Genomic DNA, 24,075 nt, shown 5'->3' on the forward strand with positions numbered 1-24,075 from the left:
TTGAACCACTGGACACATACGACAAAAAATAAGACGATCCAGCCGTCTGTTGACCACTTTCCCCTATAAGAACTTTCCACTAATAAGAATAATGGAATTATGGCTAATCCACTCTCGACGCCCTTGCGGCGCGTCAGCATCCTGGCTATCGATCGGGTATTCGCCTCGACCCTCATGCAGGCCAAGGATTTTTTCCATCTCGCCAGCCTGCGCTACGGCAAGCAGCTGGGCCAGGGCCTCACCCCGGTCTTCGAGACACGCCTGGTCAGCCCCGACGGCCAGTCCGTGCGCAGCTTCAGCGACGTCATCCTGCCCGTGGACGGCGGCCTGGAAAACGCCGATGTGATCGTTCTGCCGGCCTTCTGGGACGACTTCGACACACTCTGCCAGCGCTACCCGCAGGTCCTGCCCTGGCTACGTGAGCAACACGCCCGCGGCGCCGTGCTCTGCGGCGAAGCCACCGGTGTCTTCTGGCTCGCCGAAGCCGGCCTGCTCGACGGCAAGGAAGCCACCACCTACTGGCGGTTCTTCAACGCCTTCAGCGAACGTTTTCCCAACGTCTACCTGAACCAGGACAAGCACCTGACCGACGCCGACAACCTGTACTGCGCCGGCGGCACCACCTCGGCCTGCGATCTCTACATCTACCTGATCGAGCGCTTCTGCGGGGCCAACGTCGCCCAGGCCGTGGCCCGCGACATCCTTTATGAAGTGCAGCGCAGCTACGCGCCGGGACGCATCGGCTTCGGCGGCCAGAAGCTGCACCAGGACGTGATCATCCTGCAGATCCAGCAATGGCTGGAGGAGCACTTCGCCGACAAGTTCCGCTTCGAGGATGTCGCCCGCGAACACGGCATGAGCATCCGCAACTTCATGCGCCGCTTCCAGACCGCTACCGGTGACAAGCCATTGCACTATCTGCAGCGCTTGCGCATCGAGACGGCCAAGGGCCTGCTATCCGGCACCCGCAAGAGCATCAAGACCATCAGCTACGAAGTCGGCTACGACGACGCCAGCTTCTTTGCCCGGCTGTTCCGCCAGCACACGGAGCTGTCACCGAACCAGTACCGGCAACAGTTCCAGCAGGCAGCCTGAAGCCGGACGCCGGCCCGAGGGCAACGGCGTCCCGTGGTTTCGTCGGGAACAGGAAGGTTCTGCTCAGACGTGGCGCCGGCAGGCGCCACGAACACGGTCTTACGGCTTGTGCGCCCGCGAGAGGAACTCGTGGGACTGCATTTCCAGCAGGCGGCTGAGGGTCCGCTGGAATTCGAAGTTCAGGCGACCACCGGTGTACAGGTCCTTGAGCTCGACTTCCGCGGAGATGATCAGCTTGACGTTGCGGTCGTAGAACTCGTCGACCATGTTGATAAAGCGCCGGGCGATATCGTCGGTGGTGACGCTCATCTGCTCGACACCGCTGAGCAACACGGCATGGAAGATCTTGCCCAGCTCGATGTAGTCGTTCTGGCTGCGCGGGCCGTCGCACAGCTCGCGGAAGTCGAACCAGGCCACATCGTCACAGGTACGGATCGCCCGGATCTCGCGATTCTCGATCATCAGCACATCGTTCTCGACCGCCTGGGTGCACTCCGGCGTCAAGGCACGGAAGCTTTTACGCAGGCTCTCGTGAGCGGCTTCGTTGAGCGGGAAGTGGAACAGTTCGGCCTGCTCCAGATGACGCAGGCGATAGTCGACGCCACTGTCGACGTTGACGATCTCGGTGTTCTGCTTGATCAGCGCAATCGCCGGGAGGAAACGCGCGCGCTGCAGGCCGTCCTTGTACAGGCCGTCCGGCACGATGTTCGAGGTCGCCACCAGGGTCACGCCGTTCTTGAACAACTCTTCCATCAAGGTGCCGAGAATCATCGCATCGGTGATATCGGAGACGAAGAACTCGTCGAAACAGATGACCCGGGTCTCGGCGGCAAAACGCTTGGCGATGAGCGTCAGCGGGTTTTTCTCACCGTGCAGGGTCTTCATTTCCTCGTGCACCCGCTTCATGAAGCGGTGGAAGTGCGTGCGGGTCTTTTCCTTGAACGGCAACGCTTCGAAGAAGGTATCGACCAGGTAGGTCTTGCCACGGCCGACGCCGCCCCAGAAATACAGGCCCTTGACCGGTGCCTGGTCTTTCTTGCCGAACAGTTTGCCGAGCAGGCCCGGCTTGTTCTGCGAAGCCGTGACCAGATCGTCGTACAGGCGCTGCAAATGGCGCACTGCCGTTTCCTGGGCCGCGTCGTGAAAGAACTCGGGGCGTTTCAGATCAGCTTGATATCGTTCTAGGGGCGTCATAATTTCGTTAGCAAGGTAACAAAAACGGGCGGTCACTTTAGCGACGGCCCGTGGGAATGGCAATCGGCCCTTGGTCGGGCCGACGTTCGATTAGTCCTGAACCGGGGTCAGGGCAACCCGCAAAGCCTCGATGGCCGCATCACGGGCCGCTTCGTCGGCGAAGATCGGGCTGTCCGCCACGCACTCGCCTTCCAGCCACACGCTGAAGCTATTGGCCTCGGTGCGGATATCCAGTGCCTGGCCCGATTGCAATTGCTTGGTCACCCCACCCGCCGTCTTGCCGTCGGCAAAGTTGCACGACAGCAACAACTGCTCGCCATCGGCCGCCAGCAGACGGAAACGGAAACTGTCGTCTTCCCGGAAGCTGACAAAACGCGCGGCCTTGGCGGCTTTCTTCTTGCCGGTCTCGGCGACCTGCACCTGGTTGACGAAGGACCGCAGGCCGACCGCCTCGCGCAACTGGGCGAGGAACGGCGTGGCAACACTACGGGCTTTCTTCGCGCCGGCCTGGAGGATGTCTTCCAGGTCCGATGGGCGGGAAATCAGTTCGTGGTAACGCTCGCGCTTCTCGCTCAACTCGCCGTCGAGCAACTGGAACAGGCGGTTCTTCGCCTCGCCCCAACCCAGGCCGCCCAGCAGCTCATGGCGGAACTCGTCGGCTTGCGCGGCGGTGGAGAACGCCTGGAACAGGGTGAACAGGTGCGAGTTGTCCGGGTCCTTGGCTTCGCCCGGCGCGCGGGAGTCGGTGACGATCCGCGAGATCGCGTCCTTCATGTCCTTGGCGCTGGTGAACAACGGGATGGTGTTGTCATAGCTCTTGGACATTTTCCGGCCGTCGAGGCCCGGCAGCGTGGCGACGCTTTCTTCGATCAGCGCTTCGGGCATGGCAAAGAACTCCTTGCCCTGGCCGAACAGGTGGTTGAAGCGCTGGCCGATATCCCGGGCCATTTCCACGTGCTGGATCTGGTCGCGGCCGACCGGCACCTTGTGCGCGTTGAACATCAGGATGTCCGCCGCCATCAGCACCGGGTAGCTGTAGAGACCCATGGTGATGCCGGCGTCCGGGTCTTCACCCGACTCGACGTTCTTGTCCACCGAGGCCTTGTAGGCGTGGGCACGGTTGAGCAGGCCCTTGGCCGCGACACAGGTGAGCAACCAGGTCAGCTCGGGGATTTCCGGGATGTCCGACTGACGATAGAAAGTCACGCGCTCCACATCCAGGCCACCGGCCAGCCAGGTCGCGGCGATTTCCAGGCGCGAGCGCTGGATGCGCAACGGGTCATCGCACTTGATCAGCGCGTGATAGTCGGCCAGGAAGTAGAAGGAATCGGCATTGCTGTCACGGCTGGCAAGGATCGCCGGGCGGATGGCGCCAGCGTAGTTGCCCAGGTGCGGGGTGCCCGTGGTGGTGATGCCGGTGAGGATACGTGTACGAGTCGTCATGGGTAATCGCTTAGTCAGACTGCTGTCAATTCAGGAGGCGCGGCAGGATCAGATCCTTCAGATCGGTCAACTTGCCATGAAAAAAGTGTCCGCATTCTGCCACTTTCAGCAGCTCATGGGGACGCTCAAGGGCATCGGACCAGTCGTAGACCAGTTGTGGATCGATCACTTCGTCGGTTTCCGGCTGGATCAGGGTCAGCGGGCAGCCTTCCGGCAAGCGGTCCACGGCACGCAGGCGCATCACCGCGGCAGCCACCAGGAACAGGTGCTTGAGCGTCTGACCACGGGCTTCCAGGCGGCCGCCGAGGGTGGCCGCGACAAAGCCGCCGAAGGAGAACCCGAACAGCGTCAGCGGCAGTTCCGGGTGTTTCTCCAGCAACCATTGCGCGACGGCTTCGGCATCATCGACTTCACCGGTGCCCATGTCATGGCTCCCGGCACTGGCGCCGACACCCCGATAGTTGAAACGCAGGGTGATCAATCCGGCATCGCGGGCGGTGCGCTGCAGGGTCGAAACGACTTTATTGAGCATGGTCCCGCCCTGCACCGGGTTGGGGTGGCAGATCAGCGCCAGCCCGCGGGGCTCGGGGGTATCCAGGTACAAGGCTTCCAGTTGGCCGACCGGGCCATCGATGAACAAAGGGGTTTCGCGCATAAGCAAGGAATGAACTCCGTGACCTCTCAAGGGGTCGACTCGTCTAGCTAAAAGTCTCTGCCTGACATCATTGCGACCTTAAGATCGCGGTATACAGCGCAGGTCCGAGCCGTTAACGTAAAGCAAAGCCGTTTATAGAGGAAGGACTCGTGGAACACTCGCTCTTAGTTTGGTTGTTGCCGACTCTTGCCCTGGTTGCCGGTGTCGCCATTGGTTTCCTGGTCGCCCGTCTGGTGCCGAGTGCTGCGCCCAGCAGCACACAGCGTCAGCTGGACGATATCCAGGAACGTTTCGACAGTTACCAGAACGAGGTGGTCACCCACTTCAACAGCACCGCGGCACTGGTCAAGAAACTCACCCAGAGCTACCAGGAAGTGCAAGACCACCTCGCCGAGGGTGCCAACCGCCTGGCCCTGGACGAGCAGACTCGCCAACGCCTGCTCGCCGCCCTGCACGCCGATGCTGCACAGACACCACGGGAACGCCTGACACCGCCTCGCGGCAACCAGGAACCGCCGCGCGACTATGCCCCGAAAGCGCCGAACGCCCCCGGCATGCTCGACGAGCATTACGGCCTGAAGAAGTAACCCGGCTTCAAGCGCCACAAAAAAGCCCGCCCGATCATTGATCGGGCGGGCTTTTTTTACACCCTGAATTCAGTCAGGTGTCATGGGTACTGCTGGACCGGCTGGCCGTACTGCTGACCCTGCTGGTACTGCGGCTGGCCCTGTTGCTGATACTGACCTTGTGGCTGCTGACCTTGCTGGCCGTAATTCTGGCCAGGAATGGCCCGCAGGTTGACTTCCACGCGGCGGTTCTGCGCGCGGCCGTTGACATCGGCGTTGCTCGCAACCGGATTATCCGGACCGGCACCACGGGCCGACAGGTTGGCCCCGCTCACGCCCTGGGAGGTCAGGTAGTTGGCAACGCTCTGGGCGCGGCGCTGGGACAGGTCCATGTTCAGCTGGCGGCTGCCGGTGCTGTCGGTGTAGCCGACGATCTCGATCTGGTTCTGGTTGAACTCCTTGAGGGAGTTGGCCAGGTTGTTCAACGGCTGATAGAAGCTGCTGGCGATCGCATCGGAGTTGGTCGCGAACGTGATGTTGCCAGGCATGATCAGCTTGATCTGATCGCCCTGGCGCTGCACCTGCACGCCGGTGTTGGCCATGCTCGCACGCAGCTTGGCTTCCTGCTTGTCGGCGTAGTAGCCATAGCCGGCGGCACCCGCGCCACCGACCAGGGCCCCGATCAGCGCACCCTTGCCACGGTTGTTGTGATCGATGGCGGCGCCCGCGACGGCACCGGCCAAGGCTCCAAGCCCGCCGTACTTGGCAGTTTTACTCATACCCGAGGAGCCTTGCTCCGCCTGTCCCTGGTTGTCATACGGGTTTTGCGATGCACAGCCGGACAGCATGGCAACGGCGGTAGCGACGATAATCAAACGACGCGAGGTGAACATGGATCTAGCTCCTACTCATTTGGGGTGCAAAGGCCGTTGGCGATAGACCGTTGCTGGCGTTGGAACACGACAGACGGTAAAAATTCCATGAAACCTGTCAGGCGCGAACAAACGGATTTTCACGCATCTCGTCACCCAACCGGGTATCGGGACCATGTCCGGTCACCACCGTCGCCTCCTCGTCCAGCGTATACAGGCGCTGCTTGATCGAACGCACGATGGTCGCCTGGTCACCACCCCACAGGTCCGTGCGCCCGACACCACGACGGAACAGGGTGTCGCCGGCAATCAACAGTCTAGCCTCGGAAAACCAGAAGCTCATGGAACCGGGCGTATGTCCCGGCGTATGCAGGGCCACGCCACAGCCACAGGCCAGTTCCTCGTCATCGGCCAGCCATCGGTCCGGCGACGGCACCGGCGTGTAGGGCACGCCGAACAGGCTGCATTGCATCTCCAGGTTGTCCCAGAGGAACTGGTCGTCCTTGTGCAGGTGCAGGGTGGCGCCGGTCTTCTCCTTCAGTTGTCCGGAGGCCAGGAAATGATCCAGGTGCGCATGGGTGTGGATGATGCTGACGACCTTCAGGCCCAGGGCCTCGAGCCGGGCCAGGATCAATTCGTGATTGCCCCCCGGATCGACGACGATGGCCTTTTTCGTGATCGGGTCGCCGATGATCGTGCAGTTGCATTGCAACGGGCCGACAGGGAAGGTTTCGCGGATCAGCGCGGGTTTTGCGAGGTCCATGAGGAGTTCCTGCAATAAGCGGGTCAGGCAATAAAAAACCCCTGAGCGGTCCAGGCGCCGAAGCATCCGGACCGACAAGGGCCGCATCGCGAAAAGTATAAGGGCCGCTCCCGGCCCCATCAAGAAAACGGCCCGGCCGCCACGTCCCGGGACGCGTCGCCACGCCCTCCCGCGCCAAATGCCGCCTGCAACTGCTCGACACTGCGCGTCAGCAGTTCCTTGAGTTCGGGCAGCCATTGCGGATCGCCCAGCACCCGGGCAACGGCAGCCGCATCGCCATACAACAGCTCGCGCTCCAGGGCACCGGCACGCACCGACAGCGCCTGGGCCCCCATGGTCCCGGAACTGCCCTTGATCGCGTGCAACACGGCTGCCACCGCCGGCCCGTCACGGTCCTGCAGATGAGCGGGGAGCAACGCCAACTGTTTTTCCAGCTCCGTGCCAAAGCTGTACAACACGGTGCAGATCAGCTCGAAGTTGCCGCCGAAGCGGCTCATGATCGACTGACGCGGTTCGATCACCGTCTCCGTCGAAGCCTCCGGCGCCTCGCTCATCGTCAGCGGCCGGGGCGCTTCGCGTCCGGTCTGGATGCGCAAGGCCAGCACCAGTTCTTCCAGATCGATAGGCTTGCTCACATGGTCGTTCATCCCCGCCGCCAGGCAGGCTTCGCGGTCGCTGTTGGACGCGTTGGCGGTCATCGCCAGGATCGGCAACAGGGCGAACTGCGGGTGCCGGCGGATGTGTCGCGTGGCCTCCATGCCATCGATATCCGGCATCTGGATATCCATCAGCACCGCATCGAACGGCGTCGAGGCCGAGAGGACCATGCTCACCCCCTCCAGCCCGCCTTCCGCCAGGCTGACCTGGGCCCCCTCGCCTCTCAGCAGCTCATCGGCGACCTGGCGATTGAGGGCGTTGTCCTCCACCACCAGCAGGCGCATGTCGGCCAGGCGCCGGGAGCGGGCTACCGGCAAGTCCTGCACAGGCGGTTCACTCACGCTGAAGGCACGCTGGACCGCATCGGCCAACTGCCGGGGCGTCACCGGCTTGGTGAGGAAGCCCACGAAGGGGGCATCGCCCTCATGGTGCACATCCGCCAGGACTTCACGCCCATAGGCGGTGATCATGATCACCATCGGCGGCGGCACGGCCTGCTCCTGCAGACTGATCAGCCGGGCGGCGCTGAGGCCGTCCATGTCCGGCATGCGCCAGTCCATCAGCACCACGTCGTAGGGTTCGCCGCGCAGTTGCGCCTTGCGCACGCCTTCGACCGCCAGTGTGCCGCCACTCACCGTGTCCGCCGTCCAGCCCAGGGAGCGCACGGTACGCAGCAACAGTTCACAGGCCATCGAGTTGTCGTCGGCCACCAGCAGGCGCATCGCCGAATCGACACCGGGGCACGACAACCGCAGCGGTTCCTCACGGGCCACCTCCAGGCTGATATCGAACCAGAACCGGCTGCCGACGCCCACTTCACTCTCGACCTGCAACTCGCCGCCCATCAGGCCTACCAGCCGCTTGCAGATCACCAGGCCCAGCCCGGTGCCGCCGAACCGGCGGGTGGTCGAGGCTTCGGCCTGGGTGAAACCGTCGAAGATGCGCTGCAGCTGCTCGGTGCTGATCCCGATGCCGGTATCGCACACTTCGATCCGCAACTTCACCATGTCCTCGAACCGTTTCAGTTGCCGGACACTGACCACCACCTGCCCCTGCTGGGTGAACTTCAGGGCATTGCCCGCCAGGTTGATCAACACTTGTTGCAGGCGCAGGCTGTCGCCCACCAGACTGCCGGGCAGGTCGGAATCGAGGTCGAACATGACCTCGACCTCCTTGCTGCCCTGGTTGCCCGCCAAGACCACCGCCAGGTCGCGCATCAGCGGTTCGAGTTCGAAATGATGCGGATCCAGGCGCAGTTTGCCGGCCTCGATCTTCGAGTAGTCGAGGATATCGTTGAGCAGGCCCAGCAATGACTTGGCCGCCGTCTGGGCCTTGACCACGTAGTCACGCTGACGGGCATTGAGGTCAGTGTGCTGCACCAGTTGCAGCATCCCCAGCACCGCGTTCATCGGTGTGCGGATCTCATGGCTCATATTCGCCAGGAAGAACGACTTGGCCGCACTGGCGCTGTCGGCCCGGTCCTTGGCCCGCAGCAGGTGCGACTCCAGCTCGCGCTGGGTGGTGATATCCCGGTTGATACCAGTGACCCGCAACGCCCGCCCCTGTTCATCACGCTCGATCTGCGCACCGGCCTGGATAAAGCGTATGCGACCGTCAGGCCCCTGCAGCCGGAAGATCGGGTCATAGACCCGTTCCCCGGCCACCGCCGCCGCCAACTGCGCGGCCACGGCCTCGACGTCCGCCGGATGGACCCGCTCGTACCAGTGGGCATAGTTCAGCCCGTTGTCACGCAAGCTCGTCGGCTGGCTGTAGAACTCGAACATGCGGTCGTTCCACTGCAGCGTGTTGTCCGCCAGCGTCCAGGTCCAGATACCCAGTTCGGCGACATCGGCGGCCATCAGCAACTGGTCGCGAATCACCCGGGTCGCCTGCAGGCTCAGTTCCAACTGGTGCTCGGCCGCCTTGCGCTGGGTGATATCGACAGCGATGCCCAGGTAGCCGGTCAGTTGCCCCTCGTCGTCGCGCAGGGAAGTCACCACCAGGGTCACCGGGACATGGGAGCCATCCTTGCGCACATAGGTCCACTCGCGGGTTTCCGAGTGTTCGAATTCCGGCTTGTGGGCAAAGACCCTGAAACCTTCGATGACCTGCGCATACTCCACACTGAGCTCGGCCCCACGGTCGATCACTTCCTGGGCCACGTGAAGAATCGCCGGGGTGGTCTTGCCCAGCACTTCCTCGGCGCGATAGCCGAGCATGTGCTCGGCACCTTCGTTGAATACACTGATCACTCCGTCCAGGTCGGTGGCGATGATCGACACCTCGGAGGCCGAACGCAGCACGCTGCTGAACAGCAGGTTGATCCGCCGCAACTCCGCGGTCCGCGTCGCCACCTGCTCTTCCAGGCTGGAGTTGAGTTCGAGAATCCGCGCCTCGGCGGCCTTCTGCGCGGTGATATCGCGCAGGATCTTCGAGACACCGCTCACCCGGCCAGCGGCATCGCAGATAGGCGAAACATTCACCGAGACATTGACGCGACGATCGTCCTTGCAGCGCCGCAGGGTATCGAAGTTGGTGATCGTCTCGCCCCGGGCGATACGCGCCAGGATCTCGACCTCTTCCGAAGCCAGTTCGGACGGTACGATCAGTTCCACCAGCGGCCGCCCCACCGCCTCCGCGGCGGTATACCCCAACAGCGTCTGCGCACCGCGGTTCCAGCTGGTCACCACGCCCTGCAGGGTCGTACCGATGATCGCGTCGGCCGAACTCTCGACGATCGAGGCCAGGCGCCCCTGTTCGGCGATCACCTGCAGGCGGCGCTGGGAACTGACCCCGGCAATGGCGGCCAGCGCCGCCACCAGCAGGGTTGCCAGCACGCCGAGGGCAAACACCATCGTCGGCGATAGCAGATGCAGGCGCTGCACGAACAGAGGCAGGGCCTCCAGTTCGATCTGCCAGCGCCGCCCATAGACCTCCCGCTCCACGGTGTGGGTAAGCAGCCCGGTCGGCTGCACGTCCGCCTCGTGAAGCGTCTGGTAGAACTGCACCGCCGGCCCTGGCCCGGTGATGTCCCTGAGCCGCAGGTTCACCGCCTCGCTTTCCGGGATCAGACCGGCCAGGACGCTCTCGATCAGCAACGGCGCATAGCTCCAGCCGACAAGCGCGGCCGCCCTCTCGGCCTCGTTTTGCGGCACGACACCACTTTTATAGATCGGCAGCAGGATCAGGAAGGATTGTTGTGGCTTGCCCACTGCCTGTACCAGGGTGATCGGCGAGGTGAGGCGCACCTCCCCGGTCCGCGCGGCCATCCGCGCCGCCTCGGCCCGGTCAGGCTGCGAGGCGATATCCAGGCCGAACGCCGGTGCCTGCCCGCTGCCGGGTTCCAGGTACTGGATGACATACAGGTCGCCCTCGTGTGGCGCGAACTGACGAATGCTGAAATCCGGGGCGCCGTCGGCACGGGCGCGTCGCAGGAATTCATCGAGGTCCTGCACCCGCACCAGGCGGATAAAACCGAATCCGCGGGCACCGGGAAACTCCCGCGGCACGTCGCGCATCAGGCTGTAGCGATGGAACGTCTCGCGGGTAATGCCGTCCTCGCCGGCGGTGACAACCGCGCCGCGGGTGCCGCGCAGGCCGTACTGGTACAACTGCAGCCGGCTGGCCACCGACTGCACCGCGCTTTCGGCGGCGGCACCGAGGGCCTCGCGGGTGCGCTGCTCGTTACTGTGCTGCAGGATCAGGCAGCCCACGATAGTCGCCACCAGCCCGAGGGCCAGGAGCAACACGACACGTCCATTCAGGGCATACAGGCTGGCTCGTTTCAACGCAGGCTCCCTTGGTGACTACGGTTATCCCGAAGGCCGGGATATCGCTGATCGACAATCGCGGCCCGTACGCTCATGGCGTTTGCGGCCAGGCGGACAACACGTCGCAGATCCGGGCAAACGGGACCGGCCGGCAGTAGAGATAGCCCTGCATGATCCGGCAACCGTGTTCCAGCAGCAGGTCAGCCTGCTCCCGGGTCTCCACGCCTTCGGCGACGAGTTCCAGGCCAAGGGCCTGCCCCAGCTTGATGATCGCCTCGACGATGGCCAGGTCGCTCTTGTCGGTGAGCATGTCGCGCACAAAGCTCTGGTCGATCTTCAGGACATCGATGGGAAAGCGCTTGAGATAGGCCAGGCTCGAATAACCCGTGCCGAAATCGTCGATCGCCACGTGCACACCCAGGGCCTTGAGTGCCACCAGGGTTTCGCGGGCGTTGTCGATATCCCGGGCCAGCACCCCCTCGGTGATCTCCAGTTCCAGCCACTGCGGCGCCAGGCCGGAGTCGAGCAGGATGCCCTTGACCATGCCGAGGAACGACTCTTCGCGAAACTGCACAACGCTGATGTTCACACTGACGCAGATCGGGTGGCCCAGTTCGTGGAGTTTGCGGGTGTCCTTGCAGGCCTGGAGCAGCACGTACTTGCCGATGGGAATGATCAGCCCGGTTTCCTCGGCCAGGGGAATGAAGTCCGCCGGCGGCACCAGGTTGCCATTGCCGTCGTGCCAGCGGATCAGCGCCTCCATGCCGACCACGCGGTGCTCGCGGGCATCGACCTTGGCCTGGTAGAAGACCTCGAACACCCCGTCTTCGATGGCCTCGCGCATATGCCGCTCAAGCAGGTGCCGGGCGCGCATGCCACTTTCGATGGCCGGGGAAAAGAACTGGTAGCAGTTACGCCCGGCCTGCTTGGCCTGGTACATCGCGGCATCGGCGTGACGGTACAGTGACTCCAGGTCGTCGCTGTCCTCCGGGAAGACCCCGATGCCGATGCTCGCGCTCAGGTCATAGCGATTGCCCTGCAGCGAAAACGGGCTGGAGATGGTGGTCAGCACCTGTTCGGCGAAATCGCCCACGGCCTCGAAACCGTCCACCTCCGACAGCAGGATGATGAACTCGTCGCCGCCCTGCCGGCTCAGCGTATCCATGCCGCGCAGGATCATCGACAGGCGCGTGGCGACATACTTGAGCATCTGGTCGCCGACCGAGTGCCCCATGGAGTCGTTGATGGCCTTGAAGTTGTCCAGGTCCAGCAACAGCATCGCCAGCCGCCCATGATTGCGCCGGGCCATTTTCAGGGCCTGCTCGGCCCGGTCCTGCAGCAGCATGCGGTTGGGCAGGCCGGTCAGGGCGTCATGATTGGCCAGGCGCTTGGCTTCGTTGCGCAGGGTGATATGGGCATTGATATGGGCCCTGGCCACCGGCAGGTTCAGGGGTTTCTGGATAAAGTCGATCCCCCCGTAGCCCAGGGCCTGGAGCTCATAGTCGGCCTGGGCATGGGAGGTGACGAAAATCACCGCGGCGTCGGACAGCTTGGGGTCGGCCTTGAGTTCCTTGCAGACCTCGAAGCCGTTCATGCCGGGCATCTCGATATCGAGCAGGACCACATCCGGGCGACACTGACGGGCCACGCGCAAGGCTTCTTCGCCGCTCGTAGCAACATACACCTGCGCCAGGTCCCGCACCGACTCGCTGAGAATGAGCGCATCCGTCTTCTGGTCATCGACGATCAAGACGACCGGAGCGGGGCTGAAGGTGATCTCGCGCATTCCTTGCTCCCAGGCAATTCCCTTGTGATTCGCGACCAAAGAGCACTGATAGGCCCCCTACCCTCAAGCCGACACAGGACATGCCGCGTACTCAAGGCACAGCAAGAAAGCTCAGGCGTGTATTGGTTATAGCGCAGACAAGGCATATAGCCACCCCTGCCGGAGGGATTCTTCACCCGTCTGCCAGCCGGACCGCAGGTGTCACGCAGACTGTCAGCGCGGCTCGCCCAGCAGCCCCAGCTCCTGCGCCCGCGCCACGGCCTGGGTACGGCGCTCCACCCCCAGCTTGCTGTTGATATGGCTGGCGTGGGTTTTCACGGTGTGCAGGGAAATAAACAGCTGGTCGCTGATTTCCTGGTTCGAGCAACCCTGGGCAATCAAGTGCAGGACGGCCAGTTCGCGGGTACTCAGATGCTCACTGTGCGGCAGGCTTTCCACCGGCTCGCGCACGGTTTGCGCCGGCAGCAGTTCCAGCAGGCTCTGGCGCAGGGGCGTATCGGGCCCCAGCAACAGTTGCTCGCGCATCCAGTCCGGATGGGCCGTGGCCAAGGCCTGGAACGGCAGCAGGGCGCCACCGGTGGTCGCTTCCACGGCACGGGCAAACAGCGAACGGGCCCGAGCCTCCCTTGACCCGGCCAACTCCAGCATCACCAGCTGGTTCCAGGCCAGCATGCTCAGCAGTTGCCCGCCGCTGGCCTGGCCCTGCTCCACCAGTTTGAGCAAGCGTTGCCGGGCCGCCTCGGGCTTGCCCTGGAGCGCCTCGAGCTGTGCCTGTTGCAACTCGATATGTGCCGGCAGTTGCGGATGGAACTCGGGGGCGGCGGCCGCCTGCTCGCCGTTGTAGGTCTGCCCCAGTCGCCCGAGCCAGGCTTCGGCCAGGTCGACCCGCCCCTGTGCCAGCCACAGCTCGCATTTCACCAGGGTGATCATCGCCAGGTAATAGATCGGCGGGACATCCCAGATATGCATCAGCCGTTCGGCTTCGGCGAGCTCGGCAAAGGCCTTGGCGAACTCGCCGTTACGGCCCTCCTGGTTGGCGATCACACAGTGCCCCACCAGGACACTGATATCGCGGCAGGCCCGCGCTTCATGCAACCCGGCCAGCAGGCGCTGGCGCCCGGCTTCAGGTTGCAGGCGCAGGTTCAGCAGATAACCTTCGTACAAGGTCAGACGTGCCCGCGCCGCATACAGGCGTTGCGCGGGCAGGCCCTCCAGGCGCTGCAAGCCCTGGCGGACTTCATCCAGCGCCCGCAGCACTTCGCCGCGCGCCTGCAGCACCCGTGCCCGATCGTAATGGGCCAACGCCTCGAACAGCGGGTTGCCGACCCGCTGGGCCAGCTCCAGCGACTCACGGTTCAGCGCCCGTGCACGCCACAGGTCACCCTCGGCAATCGCCAGGTTGGACAATGTCGACAGGCATACCAGACGCTGGCCGTAGCGCTTGTGGGGCAGGCTGAGCAAGGCTTCGCCGCAATAGGCCAGGGTCAGTTCACGGTCGCCGCGCCCCCGGGCAATGATGCCGCTCAAGGCCAGCCACTGGGCCAGCATGGATTTCTGCGCCGTGGCCGAGGGCGCCGGCAGGAAGTTGCTCAGGTGACTGGCCAGTTCCTGCGCCGCATCCAACTGGCAGGCCAGGCCCAACGCCCAGGCATACAGGACGATCAAGCGTGGCGAGCTGATCAGCAGGCTGTCGGGCAGGTCCATCTTCCAGCGCAGCAGCATGCCGACATTCTGCTCGGCCAGCAGTTGTTCTTCGGACAGGTTCTGCACCAGGTTGGCCGCCACATCCAGGTGACCGGCGCGCAACGCCTGCTCCACCGCTTCATCCAGCAGGCCCTGGGCACTGAACCAGCGGCAGGCGCGCAAATGCAGGCTGGCGGTAGGGACCAGGGTATTGGTCGCGGGACGGGTGCGCAGCAGGTCGGAAAACAGGTGGTGATAGCGAAACCAGCGGCCGTGCTCGTCCAGCGGCACCAGGAACACCTGATGGGATTGCAGGTAGTCGAGGATCTGCGCACTGTCGTGGGATTCGCGGATGGCGTCGCACAGCTCGCTGCAAAACCGCTCCTGGGGGGCGGTGTCGTAGAGGAACGCCTGGACATGCGCCGGCAGGAAGTCGATCACCTCTTCCAGCAGATAGTCGCGAATCAGCCCTTCACCGCCGTGCAGGACCTGGGGCAAGGTGTTGTCGTCAGTGGCCTGCGCCGCCGCCAGCAACCAGAAACGCAACCCGGCGACCCAGCCTTCGCTGCGCTCGATCAGGGTCTGCAGGGCTTCGCCACGCAACGAGCTGCTGTGGCGGTCGAACAGGGCCATGGATTCGCCGAGGGTCAACCGCAGGTCCTGCTCGTTCAACTCGAGCAGTTGCCGCGACAGGCGCAGGCGCGCCAGGTGCCACTCGGGGCGTTGCCGGCTGGTGACCAGCACCAGCAATCCGGCGGGCAGGTGATTGAGGAAAAACTGCAGGCAACGATCCAGCACCGGGCCCTGGGCCAGATGATAATCATCCAGCACCAGCAGCAACGGCGAGCTGGCCGACAGATGCACGGCCAGCTCGTCGAGCAGCCCATCCAGCCACTCTTCGAAGGCAAACGGCTGGTGCCGCTGGCGCATTTTCAACAGACCCAGTGCCTGGCCGCCAAGGTGCGGGAAGTACTGCTGGAGGCCATCGAGCAGGCGTTCGAGAAAACGTCCGGGATCACTGTCCCGTGAACTGAGCCCCAGCCACAGGCTCTGCCAGTGCCCGGGCAGGCTCTGGCAAAACTCCACCGCCAGCGAACTCTTGCCAAAACCGGCCGGGGCACTGACCAGCAGCAGACGACCTTCCAGCCCGGCACTCAAGCGCTCGCACAGGCGCGGCCGCAACACATAACCCTCGGGCAATGGCGGTCGGTAGAAACGTCCTTCGAGTGCAGGTATGGCAGGCCCCATGGGACCTTGCATACGGGACAGATCAGTCATGGCCGGCTCTTGTTGAACGCTGTTATCGGCGGGGCGCATCAGCGCAGACTAGCGGTAAACGTCGCCGCACTGAAGGCTTTTTATCGTAAATGTGTCGAAATGCCTTTATCCGGAAATATCTCGCCACAGTTTCCCGCCGGACAAAAAAACGCCCCGAACCGGTCGGGGCGTTTTCAGCAGAGGATGCGCCTCTGCCCTGCAACGGGTATCAGCGAACGCCGTCCTGGCGCAGGGCCGCCGGGGTGAAGTCGCTGGTGGTGGCGGTGAAGCCGAAGTCATACGCCTGCTTCTCTTCGTTCTTCATGCCCAGCGCCAGGTAGCGGCCGGACTGCAGGTCGTAGAGGGTTTCCAGGGCATACCACGGCACTTGCTTGTCGTAGTAGTTCTCGGCATGGGCCTCGGCCACGCGCCACAGTTGACCACGACCGTCGTAATGGTCGATCACCGCCGCCTGCCAGGTGTCTTCGTCGATGTAGAAGTCACGCTTGGCGTAGATGTGACGCTGGCCTTCCTTCAGGGTCGCGACCACATGCCAGACACGGCGCAGCTCGTAGCGTGCCAGGTCCTGGTTGATGTGACCGGCCTTGATGATGTCGGCGTACTTGAGTTTCGGATCGTCGAGCTTGTAGCTGTCGGAGGCGATGTACATCTCTTTCTTGCCTTCGAGCTTCCAGTCGTAGCGATCCGGCGCACCGTTGTACATATCCAGGTTGTCGGAAGTGCGCAGGCCGTCGGCGGCGGTACCCGGACCGTCATAGGAGACTTGCGGGGCACGACGCACACGACGCTGGCCGGCGTTGTAGACCCATGCCGAACGCGGCTCCTTGACCTGGTCGAGGGTTTCATGGACCAGCAGCACGCCACCGGCCAGACGCGCCGGCGCGGTCACTTTCTGCTTGAAGTAGAACAGGATATTGCCCGGGTTGGCCGGATCGTAGTCCTTCATCTTGTCGCGGAAGACGAACTGGTCCTGGAAGTACACCAGGCTGAACGAACCGTTGGCCTGCGGCGTGGCCTGGGTCACCAGGCGGGTCACGCTGCCGCCACGATAGCGGGTGATGTGGTTCCAGATCACTTCCACACCGCTTTTCGGGATCGGGAACGGCACGGCGGTCTTGAAGTTTTCCAGGCCGTTGCCGCCGCTGACCAGATTGGTCTTGGTGGCGTTTTCCTTGATGGCGGCGAACACGTCATCCGGCACGGTGGCGCCACGATGGGACGGGTAGACCGGCATCTTGAAGGTGTCCGGGTAACGCTTGAACATCGCGTATTGGCCCGGTGCCAGCTGGTTCTTGTATTGCTCGACGTTCTGCGCGGTGATGGTGAACAGCGGTTTTTCACTGGCATACGGGTCGGACAGGAAACCCTTGCTGTCCACCGTGCCAATGTTCTTCGCCATCGGCGCCCAGGCCGGAATCGTACCTGCCGCGTTACCGGCCTTTTCCGCGCCCATCGGGGTCAGGGTGGTGCCCAGCTTCGCCGCTTCATCGGCGGACACCGCCGCCATCACGCCGGTCGCCAGCAACGACAATCCGAGTACGCCGACCTGCAACAGATTCTTGGTTATCTTCATGTTCTTGTTCTTCCTGAAATTCAGCGTACTTAGAAGTTCACACCGACGCTCAGCGCCACGAAGTCACGGTCATCCACCGTGCTGTAGTCGCCACCGAAGAAGTTGGTGTACGCCAGGCTCGCGGTGTAGGTGTTCTGGTATTCGGCATCGAGGCCCAGGCTGACGGCCTTGCGGCCTTCCTCGAAGTTGCCGCCAGGGCCTGGCGAATAACCCTTCACGTCGTGGGACCAGGCCACGTTCGGCTTGAGGTTCACTCCGGCGAAGACATCCGGGTATTCCCAGATGGCCCGGGCGCGATAGCCCCAGGAGGTTGCCGTGGTGAAGCCGTCGTTGTTGCAGTTGGTATTCAGGCCGTTGCTGTTGGCCAGACCGGCACCTTGAGCGGTGGATGTGTTCAAGGCCGCACAAGCACCGTTGGGCAGCGTGCCAGGACCGAAGACGGGATCACGACCGTACCGCACGTCCGACTTGCTCTCCAGGCCGCCCACATGAGTCACACCGACTTCACCTACCAGTGTCAGGCGGTTAGCCCCCATGACCTGATCGAAGAAATGGGTAAACGTTGTCTGGAACTGGGTGATTTCCTTGCGGCGATACCCATTCAAGTCCTGACCGGGGACACCGGTGAGCAGCGAAGCATTGCCTAATACCGGGCCGCCAATAGGGCGCACGCCAGCATAAAGAATGTCGGTAGAGTTCAACTGCACCGGAGCATTGGGCCGATAGCTCAGCTCACCGCTCCACGCGGTGCCGGTGGGCAAGGTTGTGGAGAAACTCAAACCGTAAAGGCGAATGTCTTCTGGGTATTCGATGAAATATTTCGAGTTACCGGCAACGATCAGTGGTCGCAAGGCCGCCAGCGGCCCCAAAGGCACGTTGTAAACCGACTGAGGTGCGCCCGTCGCACTGAAAATCGGTGCACGGCTATGGTAGTTCATGAAATAGGCACCGAACTCGGTATCCAACGGTTCGAAATTGTAGTGAAAGGCAACACCGAATTGACCGCTGTCCCGTGCGTCACGATCACCACCACGTCGAACCAGAACACCCTCGTTATTGACGTCTACACCAAAGGCATTAAGCGTCGGAAATGCCGCAGGGTTGATAGTGGAGCGTTTGTTCAGCACGCGCAGATTGTCTTTGCAACCATCGGATACGATGTCCGGCTGCGAGAAGAACGTGCCGCAGTTATCCGTTACCGTCTGGTCCCATTCCAACTGATAGAACGCCTCGGCCGACAGGTTGTCGGTCAGGGTCTGGGACACATAGAACATGTTGACCGGGATCAGGCCTTCCTTGATCTCGGCACCCGGACGGCGGAATGCCGACACGTCGATCGGGTTGATGGAGTTGATGCCGCCACCGATAAAGGTGCTTTCACCCCAGCTCACCACCTGCTTGCCGAAACGCACGGAACCCGGCTGATCGGCGATGGAGTAGTTGTGGTACACGAAGGCGTCGAGAATCTGCCCGCCGGACGACTTGGCGCCTTCCTTGCGGTTGTCGTTGCTGACGTTCTTGAAGTCCAGGTCTTCATCCTGCAGCTTGAAGTCGTACCAGTACTTGCCGCGCACGAACACGCCGGTATCACCGTATTTCAGTTCCAGGTCATGGATGCCCTTGAAGATCTTCGAGAAAGTCTGCCCGGCCTTGAAGTTCAGGTGTCCGTCATCGGAGGTCTGCGACAGGCCCTTGCCGCCGTTGTTGGCACCGATCAGATCCTTGTTCGGATTCTGCGTCGACCAACTGGCGCCCAGGGACAGGGACGAGTCGAAACTCCCCTCGATTTCCCCGATATTGAAACTGACGCCGAATGCAGGGCCGGCGAGCGTAGAGGCGAGGCTGACGGCCAGGGGCAGCTTCGCCCGGCGCCAGAACTGGTTTACTGAGATCATCGACGCTACTCCATGTGCTTTATTGTTATGGCAGATATCCAGAAACGCCCGGGGCAAACAGCAACCATCACTCCCCACTCACCCAGGGCGGCATCGCTGTATCGCGCGCCTGCTCCGTTCCTGAAAATCCTTGAGCGGACTATAGCCAGCAGGTAGTACTGCTTGATCCCTCTAAAGTGTGATTTGCAGTCACCAACCACTCTGGAACAGCCCTTTCGCCAAGCTCGCCGATACCGGCTCGGCAAGAATGGCTGAAAAAACCGATTTAGCAAGGCAAGCGCTTGCTTGGTGGGGCTGCCACGCCCTTTCGGGCGTGGCAAGGAGGACTCAAAGAGTCGAGAGGAAGGTACTGTTGCTCGCCTGCCATTCGACGATGTCGAGACGGATGCGCTTCTTGTCGAGCTTGCCGACGCTGGTCTTGGGAATTTCAGTAACAAGGGCGATCTGGCTCGGGATCGCCCACTTGCTCAGATGGCCCTGCTCAACGAACGGCTTGAGGTGCTCCTTGAGTTCCCGGGCGCCGATCTCATGGCCCTCGCGCAGCACCAGCAGGGCAAACGGGCGCTCGCCCCATTGCGGATCGGCGATCCCCACCACTGCTACTTCGCGTACCGCCGGATGGCGGCTGACCAGGTCTTCGAGGGCCAGGGATGAGACCCACTCGCCTCCGGTCTTGATCACATCCTTGATCCGGTCGCGGATGTCGATCACCCCCATGCTGTCGAGCGTCGCGACATCGCCGGTGTGCTGCCAACCCCCGGCCCAGAGCTCCGCGCCCTTCTGCGGTTCGTTGAAATACCCCTCGCTCAGCCAGGGCGCCCGCAGCACCAGTTCACCCTGGCTTTCCCCGTCGGCCGGCAGGAAGTTGCCCTCGGCGTCCATGATCGCCGCTTCCACCAGGGGCCCCGGCACGCCGGCCTTGATCCGGTAGGTGGTGCGTTCGTCCTCGGTGCCCGCCATCAACTCCTCGTTGAGGTGGGCGCAGGAGACCAGCGGGCCGGTTTCCGACATGCCGTAGGCCGCGGTCAACTGGATGCCGCGAGCCTTGGCGGCTTCGTACAGCGTGCGGTTCAGCGCGCTGCCGCCGATCACCATCTTCCAGCCCTTGAAGTCAGTGCCCTGGGCCGCCTTGGCATTGAGCACCATCTGCAGGATGGTCGGCACGCAGTGGGAGAACGTGACCTTCTCCTTGTGCCACAGCTCCACCAGGAACTCCGGATCGTAGCGACCCGGGTAGACCTGCTTGAGCCCGAGCATGGTCGCCACATACGGCAGGCCCCAGGCATGCACGTGGAACATCGGCGTGATCGGCATGTACACGTCATTGGTGCCCAGCAGGCGCACGCTGTCGACACTGCCCATGATCGTCGCCACGCCCATGGTATGCAGCACCAGTTGCCGATGGCTGAAATACACGCCTTTCGGATTGCCGGTGGTACCGGTGGTGTAGAACGTGGTGGCGACCGAGTTCTCGTCGAAATCCTGGAAGTCGTAGACCGGGCTCGCCGCCGCCAGCAACTGCTCGTACTCGCCGACCAGGTTCGGCAGGTCGGCCGTGGTGGCGTCGGTATCGGTCAGCAGCAGGGTCTTCTCCACCGTGGTCAGGTTCCCGGCAATCGCCTGGTAGAGCCCGACGAACTCGCTGTTGACCAGCACGAAGCGGTCGACCGCGTGGTTCATGGTGTAGAGGATCTGCTCCGGCGACAGGCGCACGTTGATGGTGTGGATCACCGCACCGATCATCGGAATGGCGAACATGCATTCCAGGTAGCGATGGCTGTCCCAGTCCATCACCGCCACCGTGTCACCGGCCTTGACCCCGGCCGCCGTCAGCACGTTGGCCAGCCGGGCGACACGCTCACTGAGGGTCGGATAGCTGTAGCGCACCTTGTCGCGGTAGATGATTTCGCGGGTCTTCTCGTAACGGCTGCCGGACATCAGCAACCGCTTGATCAAGAGCGGGTATTGATACGCACCTTCGGCGGGTGGAATTACGCGGGTCTGCAACATGGACGTCCCTTTGTCTGACTGCACGGTCGTGGCTAAAGATAGGCACTCTAGAGCCGTCGCGCACGCGCTAAATCACCCAAAGGAATGATTTGCAGACAGACGTGAATGCTAGCTTTAAGCCAGCATCCACACTGAAACCGTCATATTTCAGGCGACCTGCCCGGCAGGCTGCTGGGCCGGGGTTCTTGGAAACACCAGCGCGGCGATGAAGGTCAAGGCGCCGAACCCTGCCAGGATCAGGTACAGCCCGGCAAAACCCTGGCGCGGCTCGACATAGGCGATGAGAGGAATCGCCGTGGCGCTGGCGCCGAACGACAGGCAGTAACGCAGGGCGAATACCCGTGATTGCCATTGCGGGGCCACGAAGTTGGCGACCATCGCGTCATTCACTGTTACCTGGCCGAACACCACGAACATCAACGCCGCCCCCAGGACCATCACCGCCAGGCCATCAACCTGGGCCAGGCCGAACAGCAACGGGGCCTGGCACAGGGTCAGAAGCACGAACGGCCACTTCAGGCTGACACGGTCGATCACCCGGCCGATGCTCAACTGTGCGACAGCCCCGAAGGCATAGGCCAGGCTGACGATCAGCCCCAGGGTCTGCGGCGACGCGAACAACTCATGCAGGCGCTCCTGGAACAGTTTCGGGTAAGTCATGGTGGTGGCGTTGAACACCACACCGCCCGTGGCGGTCACCAGCGCCAGCACGGTAAACACCATGACCATGGAAATCTGCTGGCCATTGGCGCCCTTGAGCTTCACATGAGGGCGCACGGGAATCGGCTCCTCACGCACCTGCAAGGCAAACAGCACGCCCAGCAGGAGCGAGATGGCCCCTGGAATGATAAACGCCGAGCGCCAGCCGAAATGCGCCACCAGCAGTCCGGTGATCAAGGCGGAAAACGCCACCCCGAGGTTGCCCCACATGCCATTGATACCGATTTCCCGGCCGCGGTTCTGCGCGTAACTGACCAGCATCGCGGTGCCCACCGGGTGATAGATCGCGGCAAACACACCGATCAGGGTCAGGCCCAGGGTCAGCATCGGGGCGGTGCTGCTCAGCCCGGTAAACACCGAGGCCGCGCCGATGCCGAAAAAGAACAGCAGCATCATGCTGCGACGACTCCAGCGATCCCCCAGCCAGCCCGCCGGTAGCGAACAGGCGCCGAAGGCAATGAAGCCGCCCAGGGACAGGCCGATCATCCCGGCGAAATCCAGGCCGAAGGTCTGGCCCATGCCGAGCACGGCCGCGGGGAAGATCAGCATGAACATGTGATCGATCACATGGGCGGCATTGATGTAGCGGATTACGTTTCTGGGTTGATTCATCACGGCACGCTTCAGGAAAGTTATCGGTGCCTTATGCTAAGTTGGCCATAAAGTGCATTTCTGCCATATAACTCATCAAACCAGACAGACTGGAAGAAGCGGACATGTTGATCAGTCACTTCCTGCACGGCCCCGTCAGCGCTCATCCCCGCGACTATGCGGACGGCGCCCACCAGGAATTGCACCGCCACGAGGAAGCACAGTTGCTGTATGCGGTATGCGGGGTGATGCGCCTGGTCACGAACCAGGGCGCCTGGGTCATTCCCCCAACCCGGGCGGTGTGGATTCCACCGCTGGTGGAGCATGAGATCTTCATGAGTGGCGAGGTGCGCATGCGCTCGCTGTTTATCGCCGCCGAGCATTCGCCGGCCAACCTGCAAGGCTGCTGCGTGCTCGCCGTCACACCGCTGTTGCGCGAACTGATCGTGCGGGCGGTACAGGGCCCGAAACAGGCGAAGAATCCGCTGATTCAGCAACTGATGCTGGAGGAACTGGCGTCACTGGAGAATCTGCCGCTGCATATCCCGATGCCGACCGACCGGCGCCTGCAACGGATCTGCCTGGCACTGCTGCAGACCCCGGATCATCCCAACACCCTGGAAGACTGGGCGCTGCAGGTCGGCGCCAGCACCCGGACCCTGGCCCGGCTGTTCCAGCAGCAGGTACAGATGAATTTCAATGCCTGGCGCCAGCAATTGCGCCTGATGGAAGCCTTGCCACGGCTGCTGGCCGGCGAAAGCGTGCAGCACGTGGCGAAGGTGTTGGGCTATGGCAGTGCCCGGGCGTTCAGTGCCATGTTCCAGCGCCTGCTCGGCGAGAGCCCGCGGGAATATGTCGTCAATCTGAACCAGTTCAGCGGGATCAATGCATCTCGGTAAAGGCCAGCTTCACGCCGATGGCGATCAGTACCGCCCCCATGGTCCGGTCGAACCAGTGGCCCATGCGGGCGAAACCGGCACGCACCCGCTGCTGGCTGAAGAGCATCGCCACCAGGCAGAACCACAGCGCGGTCGCCGCCGCCAGGTACACGCCGTAGCCGGCCTGGACCAGCAGCGGGGTATGCGGGTTGATCACCACGGTGAACAACGACAGGAAAAACAAGGTCGCCTTGGGATTCAGGCCATTGGTCACGAAGCCCGAGGTAAAGGCACCACGCGCCGTGCGCTCGCCCACCTGCAACGCCAGGTCATCCGTTGCGGGCTTGGCCGGCTTGGCGCGGATCGCCTTGAAGCCGATATACAACAGGTACGCCGCCGCCAACCATTTCAGGGCATTGAACAGCACGATCGACTGCGACACGATCAGGCCGATGCCCAGCAGCGAATAGCCCACATGCAGGAAGATCGCGGTACCGACCCCCAACGCGGTCCAGGTGCCGGCGCGACGACCGTGGGTCACGCTTTCGCGTACCACCACGGCAAAGTCCGGGCCGGGACTGGCCACCGCCAGCAGGTGGATCAGCGCAACGGTCAAGAATTCAGTCAGGTACATGGACACGTCCGT

General features: G+C 62.8%; 16 protein-coding genes. 3 read left to right on the forward strand and 13 right to left on the reverse strand.

The features are described from left to right. Positions 1–174 precede the first annotated feature (174 nt). Positions 175–1,095, forward strand: a complete 921-nt coding sequence (locus KI243_RS27385; protein WP_177084570.1) for a GlxA family transcriptional regulator — start codon at positions 175–177, stop codon at positions 1,093–1,095. 99 nt (positions 1,096–1,194) lie between these two features. Here KI243_RS27385 and zapE read toward each other — a convergent pair whose 3' ends face one another. The 3 genes from zapE to KI243_RS27400 form a co-directional block, all read right to left on the reverse strand. Next, on the reverse strand, positions 1,195–2,289 hold the full coding sequence (zapE, locus tag KI243_RS27390; protein WP_212810108.1) for a cell division protein ZapE: 1,095 nt from the start codon (positions 2,287–2,289) through the stop codon (positions 1,195–1,197). Positions 2,290–2,379: 90 nt separating this feature from the next. Next, positions 2,380–3,732, reverse strand: a complete 1,353-nt coding sequence (locus KI243_RS27395) for a tryptophan--tRNA ligase (RefSeq protein ID WP_017123583.1) — start codon at positions 3,730–3,732, stop codon at positions 2,380–2,382. 25 nt (positions 3,733–3,757) lie between these two features. Further along, complete coding sequence (locus KI243_RS27400; protein ID WP_177128427.1) at positions 3,758–4,387, reverse strand: alpha/beta fold hydrolase; 630 nt, start codon at positions 4,385–4,387, stop codon at positions 3,758–3,760. Positions 4,388–4,536: 149 nt separating this feature from the next. On the opposite strand from KI243_RS27400, the gene KI243_RS27405 reads away from it, so the two are divergent. Beyond that, on the forward strand, positions 4,537–4,974 hold the full coding sequence (locus tag KI243_RS27405) for a DUF1043 family protein (protein ID WP_042934286.1): 438 nt from the start codon (positions 4,537–4,539) through the stop codon (positions 4,972–4,974). 80 nt (positions 4,975–5,054) lie between these two features. On the opposite strand, the gene KI243_RS27410 is transcribed toward KI243_RS27405, so the two are convergent. The 9 genes from KI243_RS27410 to KI243_RS27450 form a co-directional block, all read right to left on the reverse strand. Continuing rightward, positions 5,055–5,846: an OmpA family protein gene (locus KI243_RS27410; protein ID WP_017123580.1), complete on the reverse strand. Its 792-nt coding sequence runs from the start codon at positions 5,844–5,846 to the stop codon at positions 5,055–5,057. Between the two features lie 97 nt (positions 5,847–5,943). Then, entirely contained in the window at positions 5,944–6,588 is a 645-nt protein-coding gene (locus KI243_RS27415) for an MBL fold metallo-hydrolase (protein ID WP_017123579.1), read from the reverse strand. A gap of 119 nt (positions 6,589–6,707) precedes the next feature. Then, on the reverse strand, positions 6,708–11,033 hold the full coding sequence (locus KI243_RS27420) for a hybrid sensor histidine kinase/response regulator (RefSeq protein WP_212810109.1): 4,326 nt from the start codon (positions 11,031–11,033) through the stop codon (positions 6,708–6,710). A 73-nt stretch (positions 11,034–11,106) separates the two neighbouring features. Continuing rightward, complete coding sequence (locus tag KI243_RS27425; RefSeq protein ID WP_177084140.1) at positions 11,107–12,801, reverse strand: EAL domain-containing protein; 1,695 nt, start codon at positions 12,799–12,801, stop codon at positions 11,107–11,109. 213 nt (positions 12,802–13,014) lie between these two features. Next, complete coding sequence (locus KI243_RS27430) at positions 13,015–15,762, reverse strand: LuxR C-terminal-related transcriptional regulator (RefSeq protein WP_212810110.1); 2,748 nt, start codon at positions 15,760–15,762, stop codon at positions 13,015–13,017. A gap of 208 nt (positions 15,763–15,970) precedes the next feature. Continuing rightward, positions 15,971–17,335, reverse strand: a complete 1,365-nt coding sequence (locus tag KI243_RS27435) for a DUF1329 domain-containing protein (protein ID WP_177106541.1) — start codon at positions 17,333–17,335, stop codon at positions 15,971–15,973. A gap of 29 nt (positions 17,336–17,364) precedes the next feature. Continuing rightward, complete coding sequence (locus KI243_RS27440) at positions 17,365–19,230, reverse strand: DUF1302 domain-containing protein (RefSeq protein ID WP_017123575.1); 1,866 nt, start codon at positions 19,228–19,230, stop codon at positions 17,365–17,367. A gap of 327 nt (positions 19,231–19,557) precedes the next feature. Continuing rightward, positions 19,558–21,240: a fatty acid--CoA ligase gene (locus tag KI243_RS27445; RefSeq protein WP_177106540.1), complete on the reverse strand. Its 1,683-nt coding sequence runs from the start codon at positions 21,238–21,240 to the stop codon at positions 19,558–19,560. A gap of 147 nt (positions 21,241–21,387) precedes the next feature. Continuing rightward, positions 21,388–22,572: an MFS transporter gene (locus tag KI243_RS27450; RefSeq protein ID WP_177106539.1), complete on the reverse strand. Its 1,185-nt coding sequence runs from the start codon at positions 22,570–22,572 to the stop codon at positions 21,388–21,390. Between the two features lie 104 nt (positions 22,573–22,676). On the opposite strand from KI243_RS27450, the gene KI243_RS27455 reads away from it, so the two are divergent. Then, on the forward strand, positions 22,677–23,450 hold the full coding sequence (locus KI243_RS27455; RefSeq protein ID WP_017123571.1) for a helix-turn-helix transcriptional regulator: 774 nt from the start codon (positions 22,677–22,679) through the stop codon (positions 23,448–23,450). Here the strand turns inward: KI243_RS27455 and KI243_RS27460 are convergent. Further along, positions 23,434–24,063 (reverse strand): LysE family transporter, encoded by a 630-nt coding sequence (locus KI243_RS27460; RefSeq protein ID WP_017123570.1) that lies wholly within the window; start codon positions 24,061–24,063, stop codon positions 23,434–23,436. The genes KI243_RS27455 and KI243_RS27460 overlap by 17 nt on opposite strands. Positions 24,064–24,075: the final 12 nt, after the last annotated feature.

Source organism: Pseudomonas sp. Ost2 (assembly GCF_018326065.1).
GTDB classification, from domain to species: Bacteria; Pseudomonadota; Gammaproteobacteria; order Pseudomonadales; family Pseudomonadaceae; genus Aquipseudomonas; species Aquipseudomonas gingeri.

Coding starts and splice junctions, on each gene's coding strand:
- KI243_RS27385 (WP_177084570.1), top strand. CDS start 175: ATGCAGGCCAAGGATTTTTTCCATCTCGCCAGCCTGCGCTACGGCAAG.
- zapE (WP_212810108.1), bottom strand. CDS start 2,289: ATGACGCCCCTAGAACGATATCAAGCTGATCTGAAACGCCCCGAGTTC.
- KI243_RS27395 (WP_017123583.1), bottom strand. CDS start 3,732: ATGACGACTCGTACACGTATCCTCACCGGCATCACCACCACGGGCACC.
- KI243_RS27400 (WP_177128427.1), bottom strand. CDS start 4,387: ATGCGCGAAACCCCTTTGTTCATCGATGGCCCGGTCGGCCAACTGGAA.
- KI243_RS27410 (WP_017123580.1), bottom strand. CDS start 5,846: ATGTTCACCTCGCGTCGTTTGATTATCGTCGCTACCGCCGTTGCCATG.
- KI243_RS27415 (WP_017123579.1), bottom strand. CDS start 6,588: ATGGACCTCGCAAAACCCGCGCTGATCCGCGAAACCTTCCCTGTCGGC.
- KI243_RS27425 (WP_177084140.1), bottom strand. CDS start 12,801: ATGCGCGAGATCACCTTCAGCCCCGCTCCGGTCGTCTTGATCGTCGAT.
- KI243_RS27430 (WP_212810110.1), bottom strand. CDS start 15,762: ATGACTGATCTGTCCCGTATGCAAGGTCCCATGGGGCCTGCCATACCT.
- KI243_RS27435 (WP_177106541.1), bottom strand. CDS start 17,335: ATGAAGATAACCAAGAATCTGTTGCAGGTCGGCGTACTCGGATTGTCG.
- KI243_RS27440 (WP_017123575.1), bottom strand. CDS start 19,230: ATGATCTCAGTAAACCAGTTCTGGCGCCGGGCGAAGCTGCCCCTGGCC.
- KI243_RS27445 (WP_177106540.1), bottom strand. CDS start 21,240: ATGTTGCAGACCCGCGTAATTCCACCCGCCGAAGGTGCGTATCAATAC.
- KI243_RS27450 (WP_177106539.1), bottom strand. CDS start 22,572: ATGAATCAACCCAGAAACGTAATCCGCTACATCAATGCCGCCCATGTG.
- KI243_RS27455 (WP_017123571.1), top strand. CDS start 22,677: ATGTTGATCAGTCACTTCCTGCACGGCCCCGTCAGCGCTCATCCCCGC.
- KI243_RS27460 (WP_017123570.1), bottom strand. CDS start 24,063: ATGTACCTGACTGAATTCTTGACCGTTGCGCTGATCCACCTGCTGGCG.